Annotated in this window: 23 protein-coding genes; 15 read left to right on the top strand and 8 right to left on the bottom strand. The window is 64.0% G+C overall.

Features of this window, described 5'->3' with window-relative positions:
* Positions 1-29: 29 nt before the first annotated feature.
* A complete protein-coding gene (locus BMX36_RS03670) occupies positions 30-701 on the top strand; it encodes an HAD-IA family hydrolase (RefSeq protein WP_066779849.1) in 672 nt (223 codons plus the stop codon).
* Positions 698-1,051, top strand: coding sequence for a VanZ family protein (locus BMX36_RS03665; protein WP_093063706.1), 354 nt, complete (start codon positions 698-700; stop codon positions 1,049-1,051). The genes BMX36_RS03670 and BMX36_RS03665 overlap by 4 nt, the downstream gene beginning before the upstream one ends.
* Here BMX36_RS03665 and BMX36_RS03660 read toward each other — a convergent pair.
* The 4 genes from BMX36_RS03660 to BMX36_RS03645 are packed head-to-tail and all read right to left on the bottom strand — an operon-like array spanning position 999 to position 3,555.
* Complete coding sequence (locus tag BMX36_RS03660; protein WP_093063705.1) at positions 999-2,045, bottom strand: nucleotidyltransferase domain-containing protein; 1,047 nt, start codon at positions 2,043-2,045, stop codon at positions 999-1,001. The two genes, BMX36_RS03665 and BMX36_RS03660, sit on opposite strands and share 53 nt — an antisense overlap.
* Entirely contained in the window at positions 2,042-2,890 is an 849-nt protein-coding gene (locus tag BMX36_RS03655; protein ID WP_093063704.1) for an HprK-related kinase A, read from the bottom strand. The genes BMX36_RS03660 and BMX36_RS03655 overlap by 4 nt, the downstream gene beginning before the upstream one ends.
* Positions 2,887-3,150, bottom strand: coding sequence for a hypothetical protein (locus BMX36_RS03650; RefSeq protein WP_066779796.1), 264 nt, complete (start codon positions 3,148-3,150; stop codon positions 2,887-2,889). The genes BMX36_RS03655 and BMX36_RS03650 overlap by 4 nt, the downstream gene beginning before the upstream one ends.
* A gap of 3 nt (positions 3,151-3,153) precedes the next feature.
* Entirely contained in the window at positions 3,154-3,555 is a 402-nt protein-coding gene (locus tag BMX36_RS03645; protein ID WP_093063703.1) for a hypothetical protein, read from the bottom strand.
* A gap of 181 nt (positions 3,556-3,736) precedes the next feature.
* Here BMX36_RS03645 and BMX36_RS03640 point away from each other — a divergent pair, with 181 nt between their 5' ends.
* The 9 genes from BMX36_RS03640 to BMX36_RS03600 all read left to right on the top strand — a co-directional run bounded on the left by BMX36_RS03640 (position 3,737) and on the right by BMX36_RS03600 (position 12,396).
* Positions 3,737-4,951 carry an ATP-binding protein gene (locus BMX36_RS03640; RefSeq protein WP_093063702.1) on the top strand — a complete coding sequence of 405 codons (1,215 nt, stop codon included), beginning with the start codon at positions 3,737-3,739 and terminating at the stop codon, positions 4,949-4,951.
* Positions 4,952-5,009: 58 nt separating this feature from the next.
* Positions 5,010-6,053, top strand: coding sequence for a substrate-binding domain-containing protein (locus BMX36_RS03635; RefSeq protein WP_093063701.1), 1,044 nt, complete (start codon positions 5,010-5,012; stop codon positions 6,051-6,053).
* Positions 6,050-7,426, top strand: a complete 1,377-nt coding sequence (pstC, locus tag BMX36_RS03630) for a phosphate ABC transporter permease subunit PstC (protein WP_093063700.1) — start codon at positions 6,050-6,052, stop codon at positions 7,424-7,426. The genes BMX36_RS03635 and pstC overlap by 4 nt, the downstream gene beginning before the upstream one ends.
* Positions 7,419-8,669, top strand: coding sequence for a phosphate ABC transporter permease PstA (pstA, locus tag BMX36_RS03625; RefSeq protein ID WP_256210644.1), 1,251 nt, complete (start codon positions 7,419-7,421; stop codon positions 8,667-8,669). Before pstC ends, pstA begins: the two co-directional genes overlap by 8 nt.
* Positions 8,666-9,424 (top strand): phosphate ABC transporter ATP-binding protein PstB, encoded by a 759-nt coding sequence (pstB, locus tag BMX36_RS03620; RefSeq protein ID WP_066779813.1) that lies wholly within the window; start codon positions 8,666-8,668, stop codon positions 9,422-9,424. Before pstA ends, pstB begins: the two co-directional genes overlap by 4 nt.
* 11 nt (positions 9,425-9,435) lie before the next feature.
* A complete protein-coding gene (gene phoU, locus BMX36_RS03615) occupies positions 9,436-10,110 on the top strand; it encodes a phosphate signaling complex protein PhoU (RefSeq protein WP_066779815.1) in 675 nt (224 codons plus the stop codon).
* Positions 10,110-10,802: a phosphate regulon transcriptional regulator PhoB gene (phoB, locus tag BMX36_RS03610; protein WP_066779816.1), complete on the top strand. Its 693-nt coding sequence runs from the start codon at positions 10,110-10,112 to the stop codon at positions 10,800-10,802. Before phoU ends, phoB begins: the two co-directional genes overlap by 1 nt.
* A 176-nt stretch (positions 10,803-10,978) precedes the next feature.
* On the top strand, positions 10,979-11,398 hold the full coding sequence (locus tag BMX36_RS03605) for a hypothetical protein (RefSeq protein ID WP_093065194.1): 420 nt from the start codon (positions 10,979-10,981) through the stop codon (positions 11,396-11,398).
* A gap of 98 nt (positions 11,399-11,496) precedes the next feature.
* The gene (locus BMX36_RS03600) at positions 11,497-12,396 is read left to right on the top strand and encodes an SDR family NAD(P)-dependent oxidoreductase (protein ID WP_093063699.1); all 900 of its coding nucleotides are present in this window, start codon (positions 11,497-11,499) and stop codon (positions 12,394-12,396) included.
* A 143-nt stretch (positions 12,397-12,539) separates the two neighbouring features.
* On the opposite strand, the gene BMX36_RS03595 is transcribed toward BMX36_RS03600, so the two are convergent.
* A complete protein-coding gene (locus tag BMX36_RS03595) occupies positions 12,540-12,881 on the bottom strand; it encodes a DUF2794 domain-containing protein (protein ID WP_066779820.1) in 342 nt (113 codons plus the stop codon).
* Complete coding sequence (gene epsC / locus BMX36_RS03590) at positions 12,881-13,570, bottom strand: serine O-acetyltransferase EpsC (RefSeq protein ID WP_066779822.1); 690 nt, start codon at positions 13,568-13,570, stop codon at positions 12,881-12,883. The genes BMX36_RS03595 and epsC overlap by 1 nt, the downstream gene beginning before the upstream one ends.
* Positions 13,571-13,729: 159 nt before the next feature.
* Here epsC and BMX36_RS03585 point away from each other — a divergent pair, with 159 nt between their 5' ends.
* From BMX36_RS03585 to BMX36_RS03570, 4 genes are all read left to right on the top strand, one after another.
* Positions 13,730-14,494 carry a sulfite exporter TauE/SafE family protein gene (locus BMX36_RS03585; protein ID WP_093063698.1) on the top strand — a complete coding sequence of 255 codons (765 nt, stop codon included), beginning with the start codon at positions 13,730-13,732 and terminating at the stop codon, positions 14,492-14,494.
* 75 nt (positions 14,495-14,569) lie between these two features.
* Positions 14,570-15,472, top strand: a complete 903-nt coding sequence (locus BMX36_RS03580) for a hydrogen peroxide-inducible genes activator (RefSeq protein WP_066779825.1) — start codon at positions 14,570-14,572, stop codon at positions 15,470-15,472.
* A 125-nt stretch (positions 15,473-15,597) separates the two neighbouring features.
* Positions 15,598-16,638, top strand: a complete 1,041-nt coding sequence (locus BMX36_RS03575) for a phosphotransferase family protein (protein ID WP_093063697.1) — start codon at positions 15,598-15,600, stop codon at positions 16,636-16,638.
* Positions 16,639-16,647: 9 nt separating this feature from the next.
* Positions 16,648-17,793: an epoxide hydrolase family protein gene (locus tag BMX36_RS03570; protein ID WP_218142131.1), complete on the top strand. Its 1,146-nt coding sequence runs from the start codon at positions 16,648-16,650 to the stop codon at positions 17,791-17,793.
* Here BMX36_RS03570 and ruvX read toward each other — a convergent pair whose 3' ends face one another.
* The gene (gene ruvX / locus BMX36_RS03565) at positions 17,794-18,252 is read right to left on the bottom strand and encodes a Holliday junction resolvase RuvX (RefSeq protein ID WP_066779831.1); all 459 of its coding nucleotides are present in this window, start codon (positions 18,250-18,252) and stop codon (positions 17,794-17,796) included. It lies immediately after the preceding gene.
* Complete coding sequence (locus BMX36_RS03560) at positions 18,249-19,349, bottom strand: DUF3089 domain-containing protein (protein WP_093063696.1); 1,101 nt, start codon at positions 19,347-19,349, stop codon at positions 18,249-18,251. The genes ruvX and BMX36_RS03560 overlap by 4 nt, the downstream gene beginning before the upstream one ends.
* Positions 19,350-19,361: the final 12 nt, after the last annotated feature.

Here is a 19,361-nt window from a genome sequence, read left to right as displayed (position 1 = left end):
CCATAGCGACGCGCCACGCCGCTCGCACAATGCAGCCATTTCCCTTCGACATTGTCGGCTTCGACCTGGACGGCACGCTTCTCGATACCAGTGGCGATCTCGCCGCTGCTGTGAATCACGCGCTAGCGGAGGCCGGCCGTTCACCTTTACCGGTTGCCGCGATCAAGCCCATGATTGGTGGCGGTGCGCGGCACATGCTGTCGCAGGGGCTGGAAGCGACCGGCGGTTCCGACGAGGCCTTGCTCGATCGGCTGCACCGCATCCTCCTCGATCACTATGCACGCAACCTGTCGATCCATACGGCCCCCTTTCCCGGCGCCGTGGCCGCGCTGGACGCGCTTCAGGAGCGCGGGGTGAAAATAGCCGTGGTGACGAACAAGCTCGAGGGCTTCGCCCGCGAAGTGTTGCGCGACGTCGGCCTGCTGGACCGGCTCTCGTGCATGATCGGGGGCGACACGCTCGGCCCGGGCAGGAGCAAGCCGGCCGCCGATCCGATCCTCGCCATGATCGAACAATCGGGTGGCGGACGCGCGGCTTTCGTGGGCGATTCGATCTATGACGTGGCTGCCGCGCACGCAGCGGGCGTCCCGGCCATCGCCTGTCGCTTCGGCTTCCTCATGCAGCCGGTGGAGGAGCTTGGCGCCGAAGCGATCATCGATCATTTCGATGATCTCATTCCTGCGCTGGAGCGGCTCGGGTGACCCTTCGCGCCCCAACGTTCTGGCGTATCCTGCTGGTCGCCACGGCCGCGTTCGTCGTTACCATGGCGCTTCTTCCGCACCCGCCCAAGGTGCCGATCGAGGGTGACAAATACCAGCATATGCTGGCGTTCGGCACTCTGACGATCCTCTCCGTCACCGCTTATCCGCAGGGCTCGCTGTTCCGCATCGGCGAGCGGCTCGCCTTTCTCGGCGCCATGATCGAGGTGGTCCAGTCCATCCCTGCCCTGAACCGCACGTGCGACATCATGGACTGGGTCGCCGATACGGCGGTGATCGTCACAGTCCTGATGGTGGTGGCGCTGTTCCGCCGGCGCCCTTCCGCCACTTGATCCAAAGGTGGCGGGCAAGCATCAACGGCGGCATGCGCAGCCAGTGCGAGCGAATATAGAAGGTCAGGCGGGTGAAATGGTGCGTCGGCCGCCCCCAACCATCACGAGCGAGCAGCCGCCTGAGGTACCAACGGTCTGCCAGTCTCCTCTGCGTCCATGACGCAGGCGCGGGCGTCCCGAAAAGAATATGCGAAAGGCTGACGGCGCGCGCTACGACGCGTGCTGCGCCGTGGCAGGAAGCGGCATTAGTCAGCTGTGCCCAAAAGGTTTCGTCCTCGTCGCAGAACTCCCGCAGCAATCTGTCGATATCCCATAGATTGCGCAGGCCGCCGCTAAGATCTCCGTCGCCAAACAGGTGTATGGCCGCATGGACGACCATGTCTGAGGGGTGAAGTATGGCACAGTCGTTGCCGAGCGGCACCGCATCGGCGATCAGCTTCTCGGCGTCCGGCCTCATCCGTGCGGTTAGGGGCAGGATCGTGTGATGCACGTCAATCATCCGGTCGCGTTCGGGATGGATCAGCGGCGGCAGCTCGTGCATCCACCGGCGGTAGTAAGCATCATCATAGGGATCGGGCTTCACCCACATCCACCCGTTCGCCAACAGCGCCGTCTCCACTTCCGGCAGCCGCGCGCGCGGAACGAGGATGTCGAGATCACCGATGGACCGTCCCTGCCCAGCCGCGAGCCCGGCGGCCACAAAGGCGGTGCCTTTCAGGAGGATCAACGGCTCGGCCACTCCCTGCAGGGCTCGCCGCGCCATCTCGGCTTCCCAGAGTGCTTGCCGCCTCCCCTCGATCGCGGTCGATTTGGCATCGAGCAGCACCGAAGCGACCTGGGGGGGCATTGTCAGACCCTCAAGCCGTATGGCCAGCGTGCCGATCAGTTGCTCGGCACGGGCAACGGCAAGCACCGCCGTCCATCCCGGTAGATCAAGCGACTGGGCCAAGGCCGGGTCGGTTAGCAGGGCGGCGAGCGTACGAGCAGGATTCACCAGAGCGCCTCGATCATGGCGGCTGCTTCATCGGCACTCGAATAATCGATTGCGGCCCGCGTCACGTCGCTCACCAGCCGCGTCAAGGCGGTGAAACCACGCTCTCCCAGGATCACGTAATTGGTCGAGGCTTGGGTCAGCCGCACGAAGGCTTCGCCCGCTCCAACCGGCCGCTGGTCCGCCGCAAGGCCGTAACGCGGAAACAGCAGCAACACGGGCCGTGCGGGTTGCTCGGCGGCAGCAAGCGCGCATGGGGCCGGGATCAGGTGCCGGATCGTTCCCTTGGGCGTTTCGCTCATCAGCGGTCCCCAGCTTGCGTCAGGCAGAATTCTCGCGACAACATCTATCGCGTCGTTCTTCAAGCTGACCGGTCGGGGGAACGGATGCACAAGCCCGGATGCGGGATCCAGCAAGACGAACTCGTCCGCCATCAGCCGCCAACCTCGCGACTGAAGAAGCGCCGCAAGCGTGGACTTACCAGCGCCGGACTCGCCCGTCAGCACGATGGCCATTCCGTCACGTTCCACGGCGGCCGCATGGAGAAGCAGGAACCGCCGTTGTCCCAGCGCCATCTGCAGGTTCATGCCCATTTCCGCGGCGAGCAGGCTGTGCTGAAGAGGCAGCGGCGCAGCGTCGGGGATGATGAAGTCGCCTTCGATGGCTATGGTTGGCCGCAGCCACCGCCGCCAGGGCTTGGGAGGCGCAAGGCGGACCGTGAAGTCGGGAACGCCATCATCAATCGGATAGTCGCGATAGAGTGCGCGTAGTTCGGTAATCGGCCGGCTCCAGGCCGAACCGATCCGGAACGTCACCGGGCCCACGCGCACGCCGAACCTGTGTTTCATGCCTGCTCGATCAACCCGGCCACGGTCAGCTCATCCATGATCGCGCGAAGGCCGACCCGGTCGCCGTCGATCAGCTCAAACTCCTGCTCGATGCCGTGCAACGTCATCCACCGTCCCGCGAGCGCGGCCAGCAACTCGGGCACCGGTGTGGTGACGAGATGCGTGATGCCGGAGGCGCGATGGAAGATGGCGACCAGTTCGTCCAGATGAACGAACGACAGCTCGCCTGGCTGCGGCGCGCGATAGCGCGTCGCCGTCATCGATCAGCGCCGGGGCATCTGCAGTGACGCGAAGCAGGTAAAGCCGGTCGTTCCACTGCGCAGGTTTTGAACATATTTGAGGTAAGCGCGGCTGCGTTCGTAATCGACGCCGGGCAGGGTTCCCCCCGCCGCCAGTGCACGCCGGATGTCTTCACCCTTCAGTGGACGGCCGGGCGGTGCGAAGGCGCCCTTGGTTCCCGCCGGCACGACCTTCCCCGCCGCGTCGATATAGCTCCCCGCCCGACCAGGATCCGGCACCGGAACTTCACAGGTCAGCACCGAGCCATAAGCCTGAGCCATAGCTGGCCGGATCGAGACCACCGCAACAGCACCCACTGCCCCGATGCGCAGCGCGCGACGGCGCTGCGGCTGGCTTGGCTGATCATGATCGGCGGGGTCGCTCATCGGGCCTCTTTCGTCCACCACGCCCTTCCATAATCCTAACGGGCATACAAGAAGTGCGTCGGGCACGTACCGTCCTGGGACGCTGCCGGTAAGTTTGCCTGTAGGCGCGCACGGGATGGACAATCCCCCGTGCGGCATCTTACCCAGAAGGCTTCGCAACGATCGGCGCCACAGCAAGCACATGAGTCAGATACTCTCTCGTCGCGGCTGGATCGCGCTCGCAATCGTCGCTTTGACGGCAGTGATCCTCGGCTTTGTCGGCGCCAGTCAGGAGGCGATCATCGTCAGCATCGTCGGCGCGGTCGCGGCGATCTTTGCCAGCGCGGCAGGCCGCGCGCTCGAAGACGATCACCCCGTAGTGCCGACGATGCCGGAGCCGCCCTCCCCACTCGGACCGGTTCTGGATGCGCTCGGCGAGCCGGTGCTGATCCTCTCGGGACCGCGCATTGCCAGCGCCAATGGCGCCGCGCGTGCCCTGCTCGGCTCGCATATCGTCGGCGAGGACGCCCGCATCGCCATTCGACACCCGGCGGCCTCCGGGCTTCTGGCCAGCGAGGCGAGCGCCGGTCCGGTCGCGTTGACCGGCCTGGGATCGGCCGATCAGCGGTGGGAGATGCAGATCGCGCCGATCGGCGACGGTCGGCGACTTGTTCACCTGTCCGATCGCAGCGGCAGCCACGCTGCAGAGCGGATGCGGGTCGATTTTGTTGCGAATGCCAGCCACGAACTGCGCACGCCGCTTGCCTCGATCCTGGGCTATGTCGAAACACTTTCCGACACGGCGGGCGACGATCCGGCGATCAGGGCGCGCTTCCTCAAGATCGTGTTCGACGAGGCACGCCGCATGCAGCGGCTTGTCGATGATCTGATGAGCCTGTCCCGCATCGAGGCGGAGAAGTTCCGCGTTCCATCTGATGTGGTGGATCTGGGCGCATTGGTGGACGACACCCATGCCGAACTGGCCGAGGCGCACGATGGTCGCGGGCGGGACATCATTCTGGAGCATGACGCCGGCGCCATTCCGGTGCTTGGCGATCGCTTGCAGCTGTCGCAACTGCTGCACAACCTGATCGGCAACGCGATGAAATATGGTCAGCCGGGCACGCCCGTGCGCGTCTCGATCACGCGCGACAATGGCGCCATCCGCCTAATCGTGGCGGATCAGGGCGAAGGCATCGCGCCTGAGCATCTGCCGCGGCTGACGGAGCGATTTTATCGCGTCGATCCCGGGCGAAGCCGGTCGGTCGGGGGAACCGGGCTCGGGCTCGCGATCGTGAAACACATCGTAGAGCGTCATCGCGGGCGACTGGAGATATCCAGCCGGGTTGGCGAAGGTACGCGCGTCAGCGTCACGCTGCGGGCTCCTGGACAGGAATCGCCGAAGCCGGTGTCATGAAGCAGTAACGCGTGTGTCACAGAGGCGGCGCGTCGGGGGCAACACCTGTCGGGACTCAATGATTCGCGTCGCTACGCTCATTGCGCTGATCGCGCTCTGCTCGGCTTGCCATGATCAGGCCAGCGGGGGTGCAGGCGCCCGCGCGCAGATCAAGGCGGTGGGCTCCTCGACCGTCTATCCCTTCACGACGATCGTGGCCGAACAATATCTCGCCAATAGTCCCGGCGCCCGGCCGCCGGTGATCGAGTCGACCGGCACGGGCGCGGGGATGCGGCTGTTCTGCGCCGGGATCGGTGCGGCGCACCCGGATATCGTCAATGCCTCGCGGCGGATGAAGCGCAGCGAGTACGATACGTGCGCAAAGAATGGTGCTGAGCAAATCCTGGAGGTGCAGGTCGGCATCGACGGCGTGGCCTTCGCCGAAGCTCGGAACGGGCCCAAGATGGCGCTCACCCCCACCGAAATTTATCTGGCGCTCGCCGCCACGCCCAAGGGCAAGCCGAACACTGCACGCACCTGGCGCGATGTGAACCCGGCGCTCCCATCCATTCCGATCCAGGTCTATGGCCCGCCGTCCACCAGCGGCACGCGGGATGCGCTGTCCGAACTCATCCTGACGCGCGGTTGCCTGGAAAGTGACCCGGAAGCCGAAAAGCTCGAGGCGGACGATGCGGACGCCTTCAAGGCCCGGTGCCAGCGCGTCCGCGAAGACGGCGCCTATGTGGATGCGGGTGAGAACGACAATCTGATCGTCCAGAAGCTGACCGCCAATCCGAACGCCATCGGTGTCTTTGGCTATTCCTATCTCGAGGAGAATGCGGGGTCGGTGAACGGTGTGCCCATTGCTGGCGTCACTCCCAGCGAGGAGACGATTGCCAACGGTACATACCCGGGTGCGCGGCCACTTTATATCTATGTGAAGAAGGCGCACATGAACGCCGTTCCCGGCCTCCGCCAGTTTGTCCGGCAATATACCCGGCTATGGGGTGAAAATGGCCCGCTCGCCCGCCGCGGATTGATCCCGGCGCCTGCCGCCGTGCAGCAGCAGACGGCAACCATCGTCCGGGATGAGAAGGCACTGGCTGGGACAGCGCTGAAATGAGCATCGGTCCGCTGTTCTTCCTGGTCCTTGCCCTCGGTCTGATCGGCTGGTTCGTGGCACGCGCGCGCGCGCTTTCGCTGCGCCAAGGCGGTACCTCGCGCTTCAGTGCGCTTCCCGGTCATCACGGCTGGTTCGTGGCACTATGGACCGCGGTGCCACCCCTGCTCTTTCTCGCCGTGTGGTTCTTCGTGTCGCCAGCGATGGTGACTGATGCGGTACTGACCACGCCAATGGCGTCCGCACTCCCGTCACAAGGATTTGAGCGCTCGGCCATTCTCTCCGAAGCGCGCAACCTCGCGCGCGGAGAGGCATTTGGCGCCTTTCACGAGCTTTCGGAATCGCTCGCCCCGGCCTATGCCGCGGCTCAGCGCCGGTTTGACTGGATTGCCACCGGGCTTGCTTCTCTGCTCGCCTTTGCCGGCTTCGCTTTCTCCTTCGTCAGGGTGCATCCGCATTTCGCTGCCCGTACGCAGGTAGAGCGGATCGTGATGGTTCTTCTCCTGGCCGCCTCGCTTATCGCTATTCTGACGACCTTCGGCATCGTAGCGAGCCTGTTGTTCGAAAGCGCCCGCTTCTTCTCGATCGTTCCCATCACCGATTTTCTGTTCGGCACGCATTGGTCGCCGCAGGTGATCGACGCCCGCGACCCCGGCGCCAGCCTCGGCGCGGTGCCGCTGTTCTGGGGCACCTTCTTCATCGGCGCCGTGATCGCGATGATCGTCGCCATCCCCTTCGGTTTGATGAGCGCGATCTACCTGACCCAATATGCCCGCGCCTCCACCCGCCGTTGGGTGAAGCCGCTGCTCGAGGTGCTCGCCGGCGTGCCGACCGTGGTCTACGGCTATTTCGCCGCACTCACCGTTGCACCGGCTATTCGCGACTTCGCCGTGACGATCGGAATCCGCTGGGCGAGCAGCGAGAGCGCGCTTGCCGCGGGTCTCGTCATGGGCGTGATGATCATCCCCTTTGTCTCCTCCATGGCAGACGATTCACTGGCAGCCGTGCCCAGCTCGATGCGCGATGGCAGCCTCGCTATGGGCGCCACGCCCTCCGAAACCATTCGCAAGGTCCTGGTACCGGCGGCGCTCCCGGGTATCGTTGGCGGGGTCCTTCTGGCCGTCAGCCGCGCGATCGGTGAGACGATGATCGTCGTCATGGCGGCGTCCGGCGTGGCCACGTTGACGCTCAATCCGTTTGCCAGCACCACCACAGTGACCAAGCAGATCGTTGATTTGCTCACCGGAGAGGCGGAATTCGACAGTGCCAAGACACTGGCGGCGTTCGCGCTTGGGCTCACGCTGTTCGTCGTGACGCTGCTTCTCAACATCGTCGCACTGGTTGTCGTGAAAAGGTACCGCGAGGCTTATGATTGATCGCGCTCCTACGGACTGGCGCACCAGCACGATGCAGCGCCGCATCGCGCGGCGCTATGCGTCGGAGCGGCGGTTTCGTTTGCTCGGCCTGGGCGCCATCGTCCTCTCCGCGGCCTTCCTTGCCTTTCTGATCGTCACGATGGTGCTTCAGGGCGCGGCTGGTTTCCGCGAAACCCGCGTGGCGCTTCCGATCGACTTTCGGGCCGCCGAGCTCGAGGTCACGGCTGAACAGTTGCGCGGCGACCGTGCCGATCTGGCGTTGGCCGGCGCCGGGCTGGAGAATGTCGTGGAGGGAGCCGCCGGGTTGGCCTTCCCCACGCTCGGCGGTGCCGAGCTGCTGTCCGACGGCGCCTGGCTGCGCGTCCGTGAGGCCGTCAAATCCAACCCGTCGCTGCTGCGGCAGAACGCCGTGATCGACGTGCCGGTCGCCAGCGAAATCGACATGGCCTTCAAGGGCGAGGGAACGCCGGAGGCGGAGCGAACCGCCCGATCGCTGGGTGAGAAGCTGTCCGGCGGCTTCAATCAGGATTTCTTCGGTGGCGCGGACTCCTCCGACCCTACGCGCGCAGGCATCTGGGGCGCGCTGAAGGGTTCGTTGCTCACCATGCTTGTCACGCTGGTGATCGCTTTTCCGATCGGCGTTCTGTCCGCGCTCTACCTGGAGGAATATGCCCCGCGGAACCGCTGGACCGACCTGATCGAGGTGTCGATCAACAATCTGGCGGCGGTGCCGTCGATCATCTTCGGCCTGCTCGGGCTGGCGGTGTTCCTGAACACCTTCGGCCTGCCCCGCTCGGCACCGATCGTCGGCGGGCTGACGCTTGCCCTCATGACCATGCCGGTAATCGTCATCGCGGGGCGCAACGCGATCAAGGCGGTGCCGCCCTCGATCCGGGATGCAGCGCTAGGCGTCGGAGCAAGCCCGGTGCAGGTCGTGTTTCACCACGTGCTGCCGCTTGCCATGCCAGGCATTCTTACCGGCACGATCATCGGCATGGCGCGCGCGCTGGGGGAAACGGCGCCGTTGCTGATGATCGGCATGCGGGCGTTCATCGCGGCCCCGCCGGAAGGCCTGGCCGATCCCGCCACCGTGCTGCCGGTTCAGATCTTCCTCTGGTCGGATGAGGTCGCCCGCGGCTTCGTGGAAAAGACCTCCGCCGCCATCATCGTGTTGCTGATATTCCTGCTCGCGATGAACGGCCTCGCCATTTACCTCCGCAACCGCTTCGAGACCCGCTGGTGACCCAAAAGATCACGGCCCGCAACGTCAACGTCTTCTATGGCGACAAGCAGGCAATCCGAGACGTTTCGATCGATGTCGATCAGGAAGACGTGACTGCCTTCATCGGCCCGTCGGGCTGCGGCAAGTCCACCTTTCTTCGAACCCTCAACCGGATGAACGATACCGTCGCCTCCGCGCGGGTACAAGGTGACATCCGGCTCGACGGCGAGGACATCTATTCCCGGGAGATGGACGTGGTGCAGCTGCGCGCGCGCGTTGGCATGGTGTTCCAGAAGCCAAATCCGTTCCCCAAGTCGATCTATGAGAATGTGGCCTATGGCCCGCGCATTCACGGGCTGGCGAGCGGCAAGTCGGAACTGGACGGCATCGTCGAGCGCTCGCTGACCCGCGCCGGGTTGTGGAGCGAGGTAAAGGATCGACTGTCGGACAGCGGAACCGCTTTGTCCGGCGGTCAGCAACAGCGGCTGTGCATCGCCCGCGCCATTGCGGTCGACCCCGAGGTGATCCTGATGGATGAGCCATGCAGCGCGCTCGATCCGATCGCCACGGCGCGCATCGAGGAATTGATCCACGACCTGCGCGGCCGTTACGCGATCGTGATCGTCACGCATAATATGCAGCAGGCTGCGCGCGTCAGTCAGAAGACCGCCTTCTTCCACCTGGGTGAGCTGGTGGAATATGGCGATACCAACAACATCTTCACCAACCCGCGCGAGCAGCGCACGACCGACTATATCACTGGCCGGTACGGCTGAGAGGACAGGACATGGCGGAACATACCGTCAAGGCTTTCGACGAGGACATCGGCCGCCTGCGCGGACTTATCAGTCAGATGGGCGGGCTGGCCGAACAGGCGATCGAAGGCGCCATGCGCTCGCTCCATCGTGGTGATCTCGAACTCGCCAGCCAGATTCGCGCAGCCGACAAGCAGATCGACGCGATCGAATCAGAGGTGGAGCGCCTGGTCGTTCGCATTATCGCGTTGCGTGCGCCCATGGCCAATGATCTTCGCGAGGTGGTCGCCGCGCTGAAAATCGCTGCGGTGGTCGAACGCATTGGCGATTACGCCAAGAACATCGCCAAGCGCGTGCCGATGATCGAGAGCGAACACCGCATTGAGCCGATTTCGGTCATCCAGGCGATGGGTCGTATGGCCGCCGAAATGGTGCATGACGTTCTCGACGCATTTGCCGCCCGCAACGCGGAGGCTGCCGTCGAGATCTGTGAGCGCGACACGGCGCTGGATGACTTTTACGACGCGATCTTTCGCACGCTTGTCACGCACATGGTCGAGAATCCGAAGACGATCAGCGAGGTCGCGCACCTTCTGTTCGTTGCCAAGAACCTCGAACGCATCGGTGATCACGCGACCAACGTCGCGGAGATGGTCTATTTCGCAGCGACCGGCACGCAGCTTGCCGATCGTGAAAAGGGGGAATGATGGCACGGGCCCGAATGCTTCTGGTCGAGGATGATGCCGCGCTGGCGGAGCTACTCGTCTGGCACTTCAAGCGTGAGGACTTTGAAGTCATTCACACGATCGACGGGGAGGAAGCGCTGCTCCTGGCCCGTGAGAAGGTGCCGGACATCGTCCTGCTCGACTGGATGGTGGAGGGACTGTCGGGTATCGAGGTGTGCCGGCGCCTGCGCCGGACGGCGGAAACCGCAAACGTTCCGATTATCATGCTGACGGCGCGTGGCGAGGAAGCGGATCGCATCCGTGGCCTTGAAACCGGCGCGGACGATTATGTCACCAAGCCGTTCAGCCCGAGAGAGCTGGTCGCCCGCGTTTCCGCCGTTCTGCGCCGCGTTCGCCCGGCGCTCGCCGGCGAGGCGCTGACCTATGCCGATCTGGAAATGGACACCGTCGGGCACAAGGTCCGCCGCGGCGGCGAGGTGATCCCGCTCGGCCCCACCGAGTTCAGGCTCCTGAAGCACTTCCTGGAGCACCCCGGCCACGTCTTTTCCCGCGAGCGGCTGCTCGACAGCGTCTGGGGGCATGACAGCGATATCGAAAGCCGAACGGTGGACGTTCATATTCGACGGCTGCGCAAGGCAATCAATGAAGGCGGTCGCCCGGATATAATACGTACGGTTCGTTCTGCCGGTTACGCGCTCGACGCTGGTCACTAAGAACTTTCACTCCAGCAAACGTTGAACTTTCAATGCCTTGCTGCTGGCACTTGTTGATCAAGTGCCAGCAGACGACCTGTTGAATCGCCTGCGAAACGAAGGATACTTTGGACAACAAGCGCGTTGTCCCGGCGTTCTTGCACGCATTCGAGCGTATTCTGACAGGAGAATGGCAGATGAAATCGATCTTTCTTGCGGCCGCGGCTTTCATTGCTGTGCCGGCCATCGCGCAGGAGCAACCGGCCGGTACGGCTGATCAGACCGCGCCGGACACGTCGATGCAGGGAACCGGCACCATGACGCCCCCCGCTGATCCGGCTGCCCAGTCCCCCAGCACCGGCGGTACGATGAGTGCGCCCACGACAGGCTCGACGGGCGGCATGGCTGCGACGGGCGATCCTTCCGCTACGGATCCGGCCGGCGGCTATCAGCCGAGCGCGCCGCCGATCCAGGGCACGCCAGCACCGGGCGCTACCGTCCGCTTCCAGGCCGCCGCTGATCCGAACACGGCCTATCCCCCGCCGCCGCCTATGGACAAATATCCGGTGTGCAAGAAGGGTCAGTACGACAATTGCATTCAGCGCGGCGGCAAGTGATCATGTGATCGCATCATCGTGACGATGCGGGCAGTTGCGCCCGTTTGAATGTCCAGTATGGGAAGGCGCTCCAATTCACGAGAGGGAGCGCCTTTTCCATGTCCATCCGTTTCGACGACAAGGTAGCCATTGTCACTGGCGCTGGCGGCGGCCTTGGTCGCGAATATGCGCTTGAGCTCGCCCGTCGCGGCGCCAAGGTGGTCGTGAATGACCTCGGCGGTGATCGCACCGGCACCGGCGCGTCCGACGCCGCGCACAAGGTGGTTGAAGAGATCAAGGCTGCCGGCGGTGAAGCGATGGCGAACGGCGCCAGCGTCACCGAATATGAGCAGATGGTGGAGATGGTCGCAAAGGCCAAGGAAGCCTGGGGCGGCGTTCACGTTCTTATCAACAATGCCGGCGTCCTTCGCGACAAGTCGTTCACCAAGATGGATCCGGCCGACTTCGCCTTCGTCGTTCAGGTTCACCTGCTCGGTTCCGCCAATGCCACCAAGGCGGTTTGGGACACGATGCGCGAGCAGAATTATGGCCGCATCCTCATGACGGCCTCGTCAACCGGCCTGTACGGCAATTTCGGTCAGACGAACTATGGCGCCGCGAAGCTGGGTCTCGCCGGCTTCACCAAGTCGCTGTATCTTGAGGGCGCGAAGAACAACATCAAGGTCAACACGCTGGCGCCAGTGGCGGGCACCCGGATGACCGAAGATCTCTTCCCGGAGCAGCTTTTCCAGGCCTTCTCGCCTGACAAGGTTGTGCCGGCGGCTCTGTATCTCGTCAGCGAGGATGCGCCCACCAACCAGATCGTCGGCGCTGGCGCAGGCGTTTTCCAGGCGGCCTATGTCACCTTGACGCCGGGCGTCGCGCTCAGCGGCGAGGAGCTGTCGCCCGAAGGCATCGCCAAGCATTGGGCGGAAATCACTGATCGCACTGGCGAGATCGTTCCGGATTCGGGTGCCGGCCAGTCCATGATGATCGGCAAGAAGCTTCAGGGCGCCTGAAGACGGTTCGGGGCTGGTCCGCCAGCCCCGACACTCCGCTTGCCTGATAGAAGCGGCGGCCTCTGTCCTGCGCCGGCCTAAAGCTCCCCTCGCCGACCACTCACTGATGCATCAGCCCTGTGGCGGCAGGCACGCGACAGACATTAATCCTCGACCAGTTTCATAAGGCGCCGCTCCACTGGCGCCAGGACGGGGCCGAGCTCGTGACCACGTTTCACGACTTGCCCCGCTTCACCGACCAGGGCCCACATGCCCTGCCGGTTTCGCAGCGCCGGGCGCTTCTCGATGCGAAACTCGGGACGTTCGGCGGCCCGCCTGAACGCAGCGAAGATCGCCGCCTCTCGGCCAAGCTCGATCGCATAGTCGCGCCAATGCCCGGCCGCTACCATCCGGCCATATAGGTCCAGAATGCGGTTCAGTTCGATACGCTCGAAGCCAATTTGGCTGGGCCGCCCGGCCGAAGGAAAAGGTGTAACTACCCCCATCAGGCGCGGTCACGCGCCCGCTGTTCTCCGTCCTGCTCCGCCAACATTGCATCCAGGCGCTTCTTCATCGCCTCGAGTTCGCAACGAAGGATCTCCACCTTTTGCGTGGCCGGATCGAACATCTCGCTGCACGGCGTGCCATAGGCCATGAACGAGCGGTCCGGAGCGCGCCCACCCTCCACCATTGTGGGTCGTGCCGGGATACCCACCATGACCGCGCCTTCGGGCACATCACGCGTCACCACGGCGTTGGCGCCGACGCGCGCGCGTCGGCCAACGTTGATCGGCCCCAGCACCTGCGCCCCGGATCCGATGATCGCGCCGTCGCTGATGGTCGGGTGGCGCTTTCCGGCGACGCCATTGTCCGGGCTGGTCCCACCCAGCGTTACGCACTGGTAGATCGTCACGTCATCGCCAATCTCTGCCGTCTCGCCGATCACCACAAAACCATGATCGATGAAGAAGTTACGGCCGATCTTTGCGCCGGGATGAATATCGATGGCCGTCATGAACCGGGCAAAGTGGTTCACCATCCGCGCAAGCAAGAACAGCCGGGCACGGTACAGCCGATGGGCAATGCGATGGCACCCAAGCGCCCAAACGCCGGGATAGGTCAGGATTTCGAGCCGCGAATGCGGGGCCGGATCGCGGGCCCGAATCGAATCAAGGTAACTGGCCAATCGCGCCATCACGCGTCCCCTTCTCGTGAACGCGCGATCTAGGACCTCCGTTGGCGCTTTTCCAGCGCTGGCAAAGCCAAAGCTTCTGCGTGCAAAGCATAGCAAACTTGTAGGTTTTAGATTCCTGGGCCATGCATCGCCCCATCACCAGGGATCAGGGGCCCGTCCGTGGATTTTTCGCTGCTCTCCATTGAAACGTTGCTGCCGTTCATCCTCGTCGGATTTGGCGCCCAGATTGTCGACGGCGCGCTGGGCATGGCGTTCGGCGTCATCTGCAACACGCTGTTGGTGGCGGTGATGGGTCTTGCGCCGGCACGTGCCTCGGCCAACGTCCATATTGTCGAAACCTTCACCACCGCCGTCTCGGGCATCAGCCATGTCCTGCACGGCAATGTCGATCGGCGGCTCTTCTTCCGCCTTCTGATCCCCGGCATGATCGGCGGGGTCAGTGGCGCCTATCTCCTCACCAATGTCGATGGCGAAACGGTGAAGCCGTTCGTGCTGGGATATCTAATCGCGGTAGGCATCTATCTGCTCGTTCGCGGGCTTCTCTTCCCGCCTACGTCGCAGAAACCGAAGGTTGTGGAGCCCCTTGGCCTCGTCGGCGGTTTTCTTGACGCTGCGGGCGGCGGTGGCTGGGGTCCGATCGTCACCTCCAACCTCCTTGTTCAGGGCGTGGAGCCACGCCGCGTCGTCGGCACGGTGAATTCCGTCGAGTTCTTCCTGACGCTCAGCGTATCCGCCACGTTCATCGCTCATCTGGGATTGAAGGATTTCGCCACCGCCACGGTTGGCCTCTTGATCGGCGGCGTGCTGGCCGCGCCCCTTGGCGCCGTGATGGCGAAGCGCATTCCGACGAAGACGATGCTGATCCTGGTCGGCATCGTGCTGATGATCACCAGCACTTACGGATTCATTCGCGCCGTTCTGTAGAACCGTCCATCGCAACTGCTCGCATCATCGAACGTTTACCGCTAATCGACGCCCGGTGATCGAACGGAACGATTAATGGCGAACACGTACCTGCCCACGCTCAAGCAGCTGCAATATCTGATTGCGCTCCGCGATCATGGGCATTTCGGGCGCGCGGCCGATAGCTGTTTCGTGACTCAGTCCACGCTGTCGGCCGGCATTCGCGAGTTGGAGACGTTGATCGGCGTCACGCTGGTGGAACGCACCCGCCGCGTCGTTCGCTTCACCCCGCTGGGCGAGCAGATCGTCACCAAGGCACGCCGCGTTCTTCGCGAGGCGGAGGAGCTCGGCGATCTGGCGCGCGCGGCGGGACGGCCGCTGTCGGGCGAAATGCGCATGAGCGTCATCCCCACGATTGCGCCATTTCTTCTCCCACGTGCCCTTCCCCGGCTGCGCGCCGAATATCCCGATCTGAAGCTGTACTTGCGCGAGGAGCCGAGCGGTGCTGCGTGTGAATCGCTGCAGAACGGCCGTGCGGACTGTGTTCTCCTTGCCCTGCCTTATTCCTGCGGAGAGGTGACCACACAGGCGCTGTTCGACGATCGCCTGTTCCTCGCCTTTCCGACTGGGGAGCTGCCAGAAGAGGTGAAGCCGGTCTCCCCGAAAGACATTGACGAAACCCGGCTGCTCTTGCTGGAAGACGGCCATTGCCTGAAGGATCATGCGCTGGCGGCCTGCAATCGGCCGGAGCTGCGGGCGGAGGCGACCATGATGGGCACCTCTCTCCACACCATCGTTCAGATGGTGGACAATGGCCTTGGCGTGACCATGCTTCCCGAGATTGCGCTGAACGCGGGCATCCTGGACCACACCGGCATTGCCGCAAGGCCGCTGGGCGGTGACAATCCCAGGCGCACGATTGCGCTCGCCTGGCGCCGCGCCAGCCCCCGCGAGCGGGATTTCCGATTGCTTGCCGAAATTTTCTCAACTGTTCGGTAATCGTGCCGAAGTCTCTTCCAATCCGCCCGCGATTCCGCAAGGTGAGCGGCAAGTGACGGCCAGTCACACGCAAGGGAGAGGACGATGGCGGAAAAATCGTCGGCAGATATCATGGGTATGCGCGCATGAGCGGCGCACGGCTGACCCAAGTTGCATCGCGCCACCAGTTTGATGAAGCGCGCCTTGCGGCTTGGCTGAACCGCCATGTGGAAGGTTTCGGCGGAAATATGCAGGTTCGGCAGTTCGTCGGCGGCGCATCCAACCCGACGTTCATGCTTTCCACCGAGGCGGGCGATTACGTCCTACGCAAAAAACCGCCCGGTCAGCTCCTGGCCAGTGCGCATCAGGTCGATCGCGAATATCGCGTCATGGCCGCGCTCCGTGATACTGGTGTCCCGGTACCCGTCATGTGCGCCTTGTGCGACGATCCCGACGTGATCGGCACCGCCTTTTACGTCATGGATTATCTTGAAGGGCGCATCTTCCGCGACGCGACTTTGCCTGATCTGACCCCCGCCGAACGTAGCGCAGTGTACGATCAGTTGAACGCAACCTTGGCCGCCCTCCACTCGGTGGATCACCGCGCCGTCGGGCTGGAGGATTACGGCCGGCCCACTGGCTATTTCGAACGGCAGATCGCGCGCTGGACCAAGCAATATCGCGGTGCAGAGACCGAACCCGTTCCGGCGATGGAGGCATTGATCGCGGAACTGCCTGGGCGGATCCCGGCCGATGAAGCCGTGGCGATCGCTCATGGTGACTATCGGCTGGAGAACGTGATGTTCCACCCGACGGAGCCGCGCCTCATCGCCGTGCTTGACTGGGAGCTCTCCACGATCGGCCATCCGCTTGCAGATCTCGGCTACAACGGGTTCATGTGGCATTCGACTTCGCCATCCTGGGGCACACTGGCTGGCGTGGACTTTGCCACCAGCGGCATTCCTTCGGAGGAGGAATATGTCGCCGCTTATTGTCGGCGCACGGGGCGCAGCGGGATCGAGGACTGGAGCTTCTATCTCGGCTTCGCCGTCTTCCGCCTGGCCTCGATCAGCCAGGGTGTTTACGCTCGCGCGCTTGCCGGCACCACGCCCAATGCCGGTGAGGCGATCAACGGCTGCCCGGCGCTGGCCGAACAGGCGCTCGCGCTGCTGCGCCGCGACGGCTGAGGAGCGAATATGTCGAGCGATGCGATCCTTCCGTTCCACCTCGCAGTGCCGGAGGACGTACTGCAGGATCTGCGGGATCGCCTGTCCCGCACGCGCTGGCCGGAACGGGAGACTGTGCCGGGCTGGGAACAGGGCGTCCCGCTCGACCGCGCAAGGGCGCTCATCGATCATTGGCAGAACGACTATGATTGGCGCCGGTGCGAAGCGGCGCTGAACGCCATCGGCCAGTTCACGACAGAAATTGACGGACTGAACCTGCACTTCCTGCACCGGCGCTCGCCGCACCCCGACGCTCTTCCCATCATCATCACGCATGGTTGGCCGGGGTCCGTCGTGGAGTTCATGAAAGTGATCGGTCCCCTGTCCGACCCGGTCGCGCATGGCGGGAAGCCGGAGGATGCGTTTCACGTCATCTGCCCGTCTCTCCCCGGCTATGGCTTCTCGGAACGTCCCGAGCAGGGCTGGCCAGTCCCGCGGATCGCCAAGGCATGGATCGCGCTGATGAAGCGCCTGGGCTATGACCGCTTCGTCGCGCAGGGCGGAGATTGGGGCTCGGCCGTGACGACGGCCATTGGTGCCAGCGGGGATCCCTCCGTCGCCGGCATCCATCTCAACATGCTGGTCGTGCGTCCATCGCCCGAAGACATGGCGAACGCGACCGATCAGGAGAAGGCCTCGCTTGAGAGCCTGCAACGCTACATGCAGGACGGGAACGGCTATTCCCAGCAGCAGGCGACGCGCCCGCAGACCCTCGGCTACGGCCTGGTCGACTCGCCCGTTGGCCAGGCGATGTGGATCTACGAGAAGTTTCGCGAATGGTCCGATTGCGACGGCGAACCGGAAAATGCGCTTAGCCGTGACGAGATGCTCGACGACATCATGCTCTATTGGCTGACAGGTACCGGCGCCTCGTCCGCAAGGCTGTATTGGGAGAGCTTTCGATCGTTCGGCACGGACAAGGTAACTGTACCGACCGGTTACAGCATGTTCCCGAAGGAGATCTTCCGTGCCTCACGGCGCTCGGCGGAGCGGCAATATCCCAACATCATCCACTGGAATGAGCTGGACCGCGGCGGGCACTTCGCGGCCTTTGAGCAGCCCGAATTGTTCGTTCAGGAGGTCCGCACGGCCTTCCGGCCCTTGCGGTCTGCCTGATCAATCCCGAACCAGCGCGTCGATCGCCGCTTGGAGGATATGCGCCGCCGCCAGGCTGTCGATCCGCTCGGCACGTTTGGCCCTGCTCATATCCTGTTCGATCATCACCCGTTCCACCGCGACCGTGGACCAGCGCTCATCCCACAGCAGGATGGGCGCGAGATCGGCAATGTTGCGTGCAAAGGCGCGGGTGGATTGGCTGCGCGGGCTTTCCGTTCCGTCCAGATTGAGCGGCAGGCCGAGCACGATGCCGGCCACCTGCTGCGCCGCCATCATCTCGCTAAGTGCCGCCTTGTCCTGCGTGAACTTGCGGCGGCGGATCAGCGCTGCGGGGCTGGCGAAGCTCCAGCCCGCGTCACACAGCGCCGTCCCGATCGTCTTCGTCCCGAGGTCCAACCCGATCAGCCGCCCGCCGTTGGGCAACGCGCCGCGGAAATCCTGTGCCGATGCCGTAATCATTGCGCCGCCAGCCTCCGCGCCACATCGGCGCGTACGTTCGCCCAGAACAGGCTGTAGTCGTACACATGATAGTTGTTGCCGGGGAGCACGTAGGGCCCGACATCCGGCCCCCCGCCGATCAGCAGCAAGCCGCGCTCGCCGCACCGTGCCGGCACCTTCCCGCCCTCAATCTTCGCGCTGCCAAGATCCGCCGCGGGGAGAAGCGTACCAAGGTTGCCGCTCGCCGGAGCCTGGGCGTCGGCTGTGCCGGTAAGCGGGTTCGTGCAGACCAGGCGGGATCCACCACGCGGCTTCCCATCGAAACCGATCGACTTGTCATAGGTATCAAGCACCAAGGATGGATCGGCCGGCTCCGCAAACGTCTCCCATGAAAGGAGGCATCTTTGCTGATCCGCACGGGTACATTCCGGCAAGCCCATCGCCCGCAGATCATGCTCGCGGCTGACAGGCCAGCCCACGACATAAGCGGCAACCACGCGCCGGGCGATCGGCGTGCCCGCCACTTTGTCCTTCAGCAGATGCGTCAGATGGAGCGCACCCTGGCTATGCCCGGCCAGAATGATCGGCCGGTCTGCGCCGATCTGGCGCAGAAAGGCAGCGAAGGCGGACTGGATATCGCCATAAGCCAGATCAAGCGCACGTTCGGCGTCGCCCGCATCGGTCAGGAATGATCCGAATGTCGCCTGCCGATATCGCGGGGCCCAGATTTCGCCCGCCTCGTTGAAGACGCTGGCCTGTCCACGCAGGAACAGGGCGGCACGATCATTGGCCTCCTTGTTCTCCAGCGGCGCATTCCAGTGGTCGTCGCTCAGATATGACGTCGGATGGATGAAGAAGACCGCCGCGCCGCCCGCCGTCTTCCGCGGCTGGTAGCCCGCGGGGGTCCACAGCGCTGGATTGCCCGCAAGGTCCGGGCGCGCCAACCACATGTCGGCACGGTCGTACACGTCTTCGCGCACCTTAGCCTTTGCCTCGAACGGCCGGCCAGGCACGAAGGTCCAGCGGATCAGGTCATTGCCCCAAATCCGGTAAACGACCGCTCCGGCGATCACGAGCGCGATCAGGACGGCAATGACGTAAAGGAACTTGCGTGCCATGCCCGCCCGCCT

The sequence above is a fragment of the Sphingomonas sp. OV641 genome (genome assembly GCF_900109205.1).
In the GTDB taxonomy this organism is placed as follows: Bacteria; Pseudomonadota; Alphaproteobacteria; order Sphingomonadales; family Sphingomonadaceae; genus Sphingomonas.
This window is presented reverse-complemented; position numbering and strand designations above follow the sequence as displayed.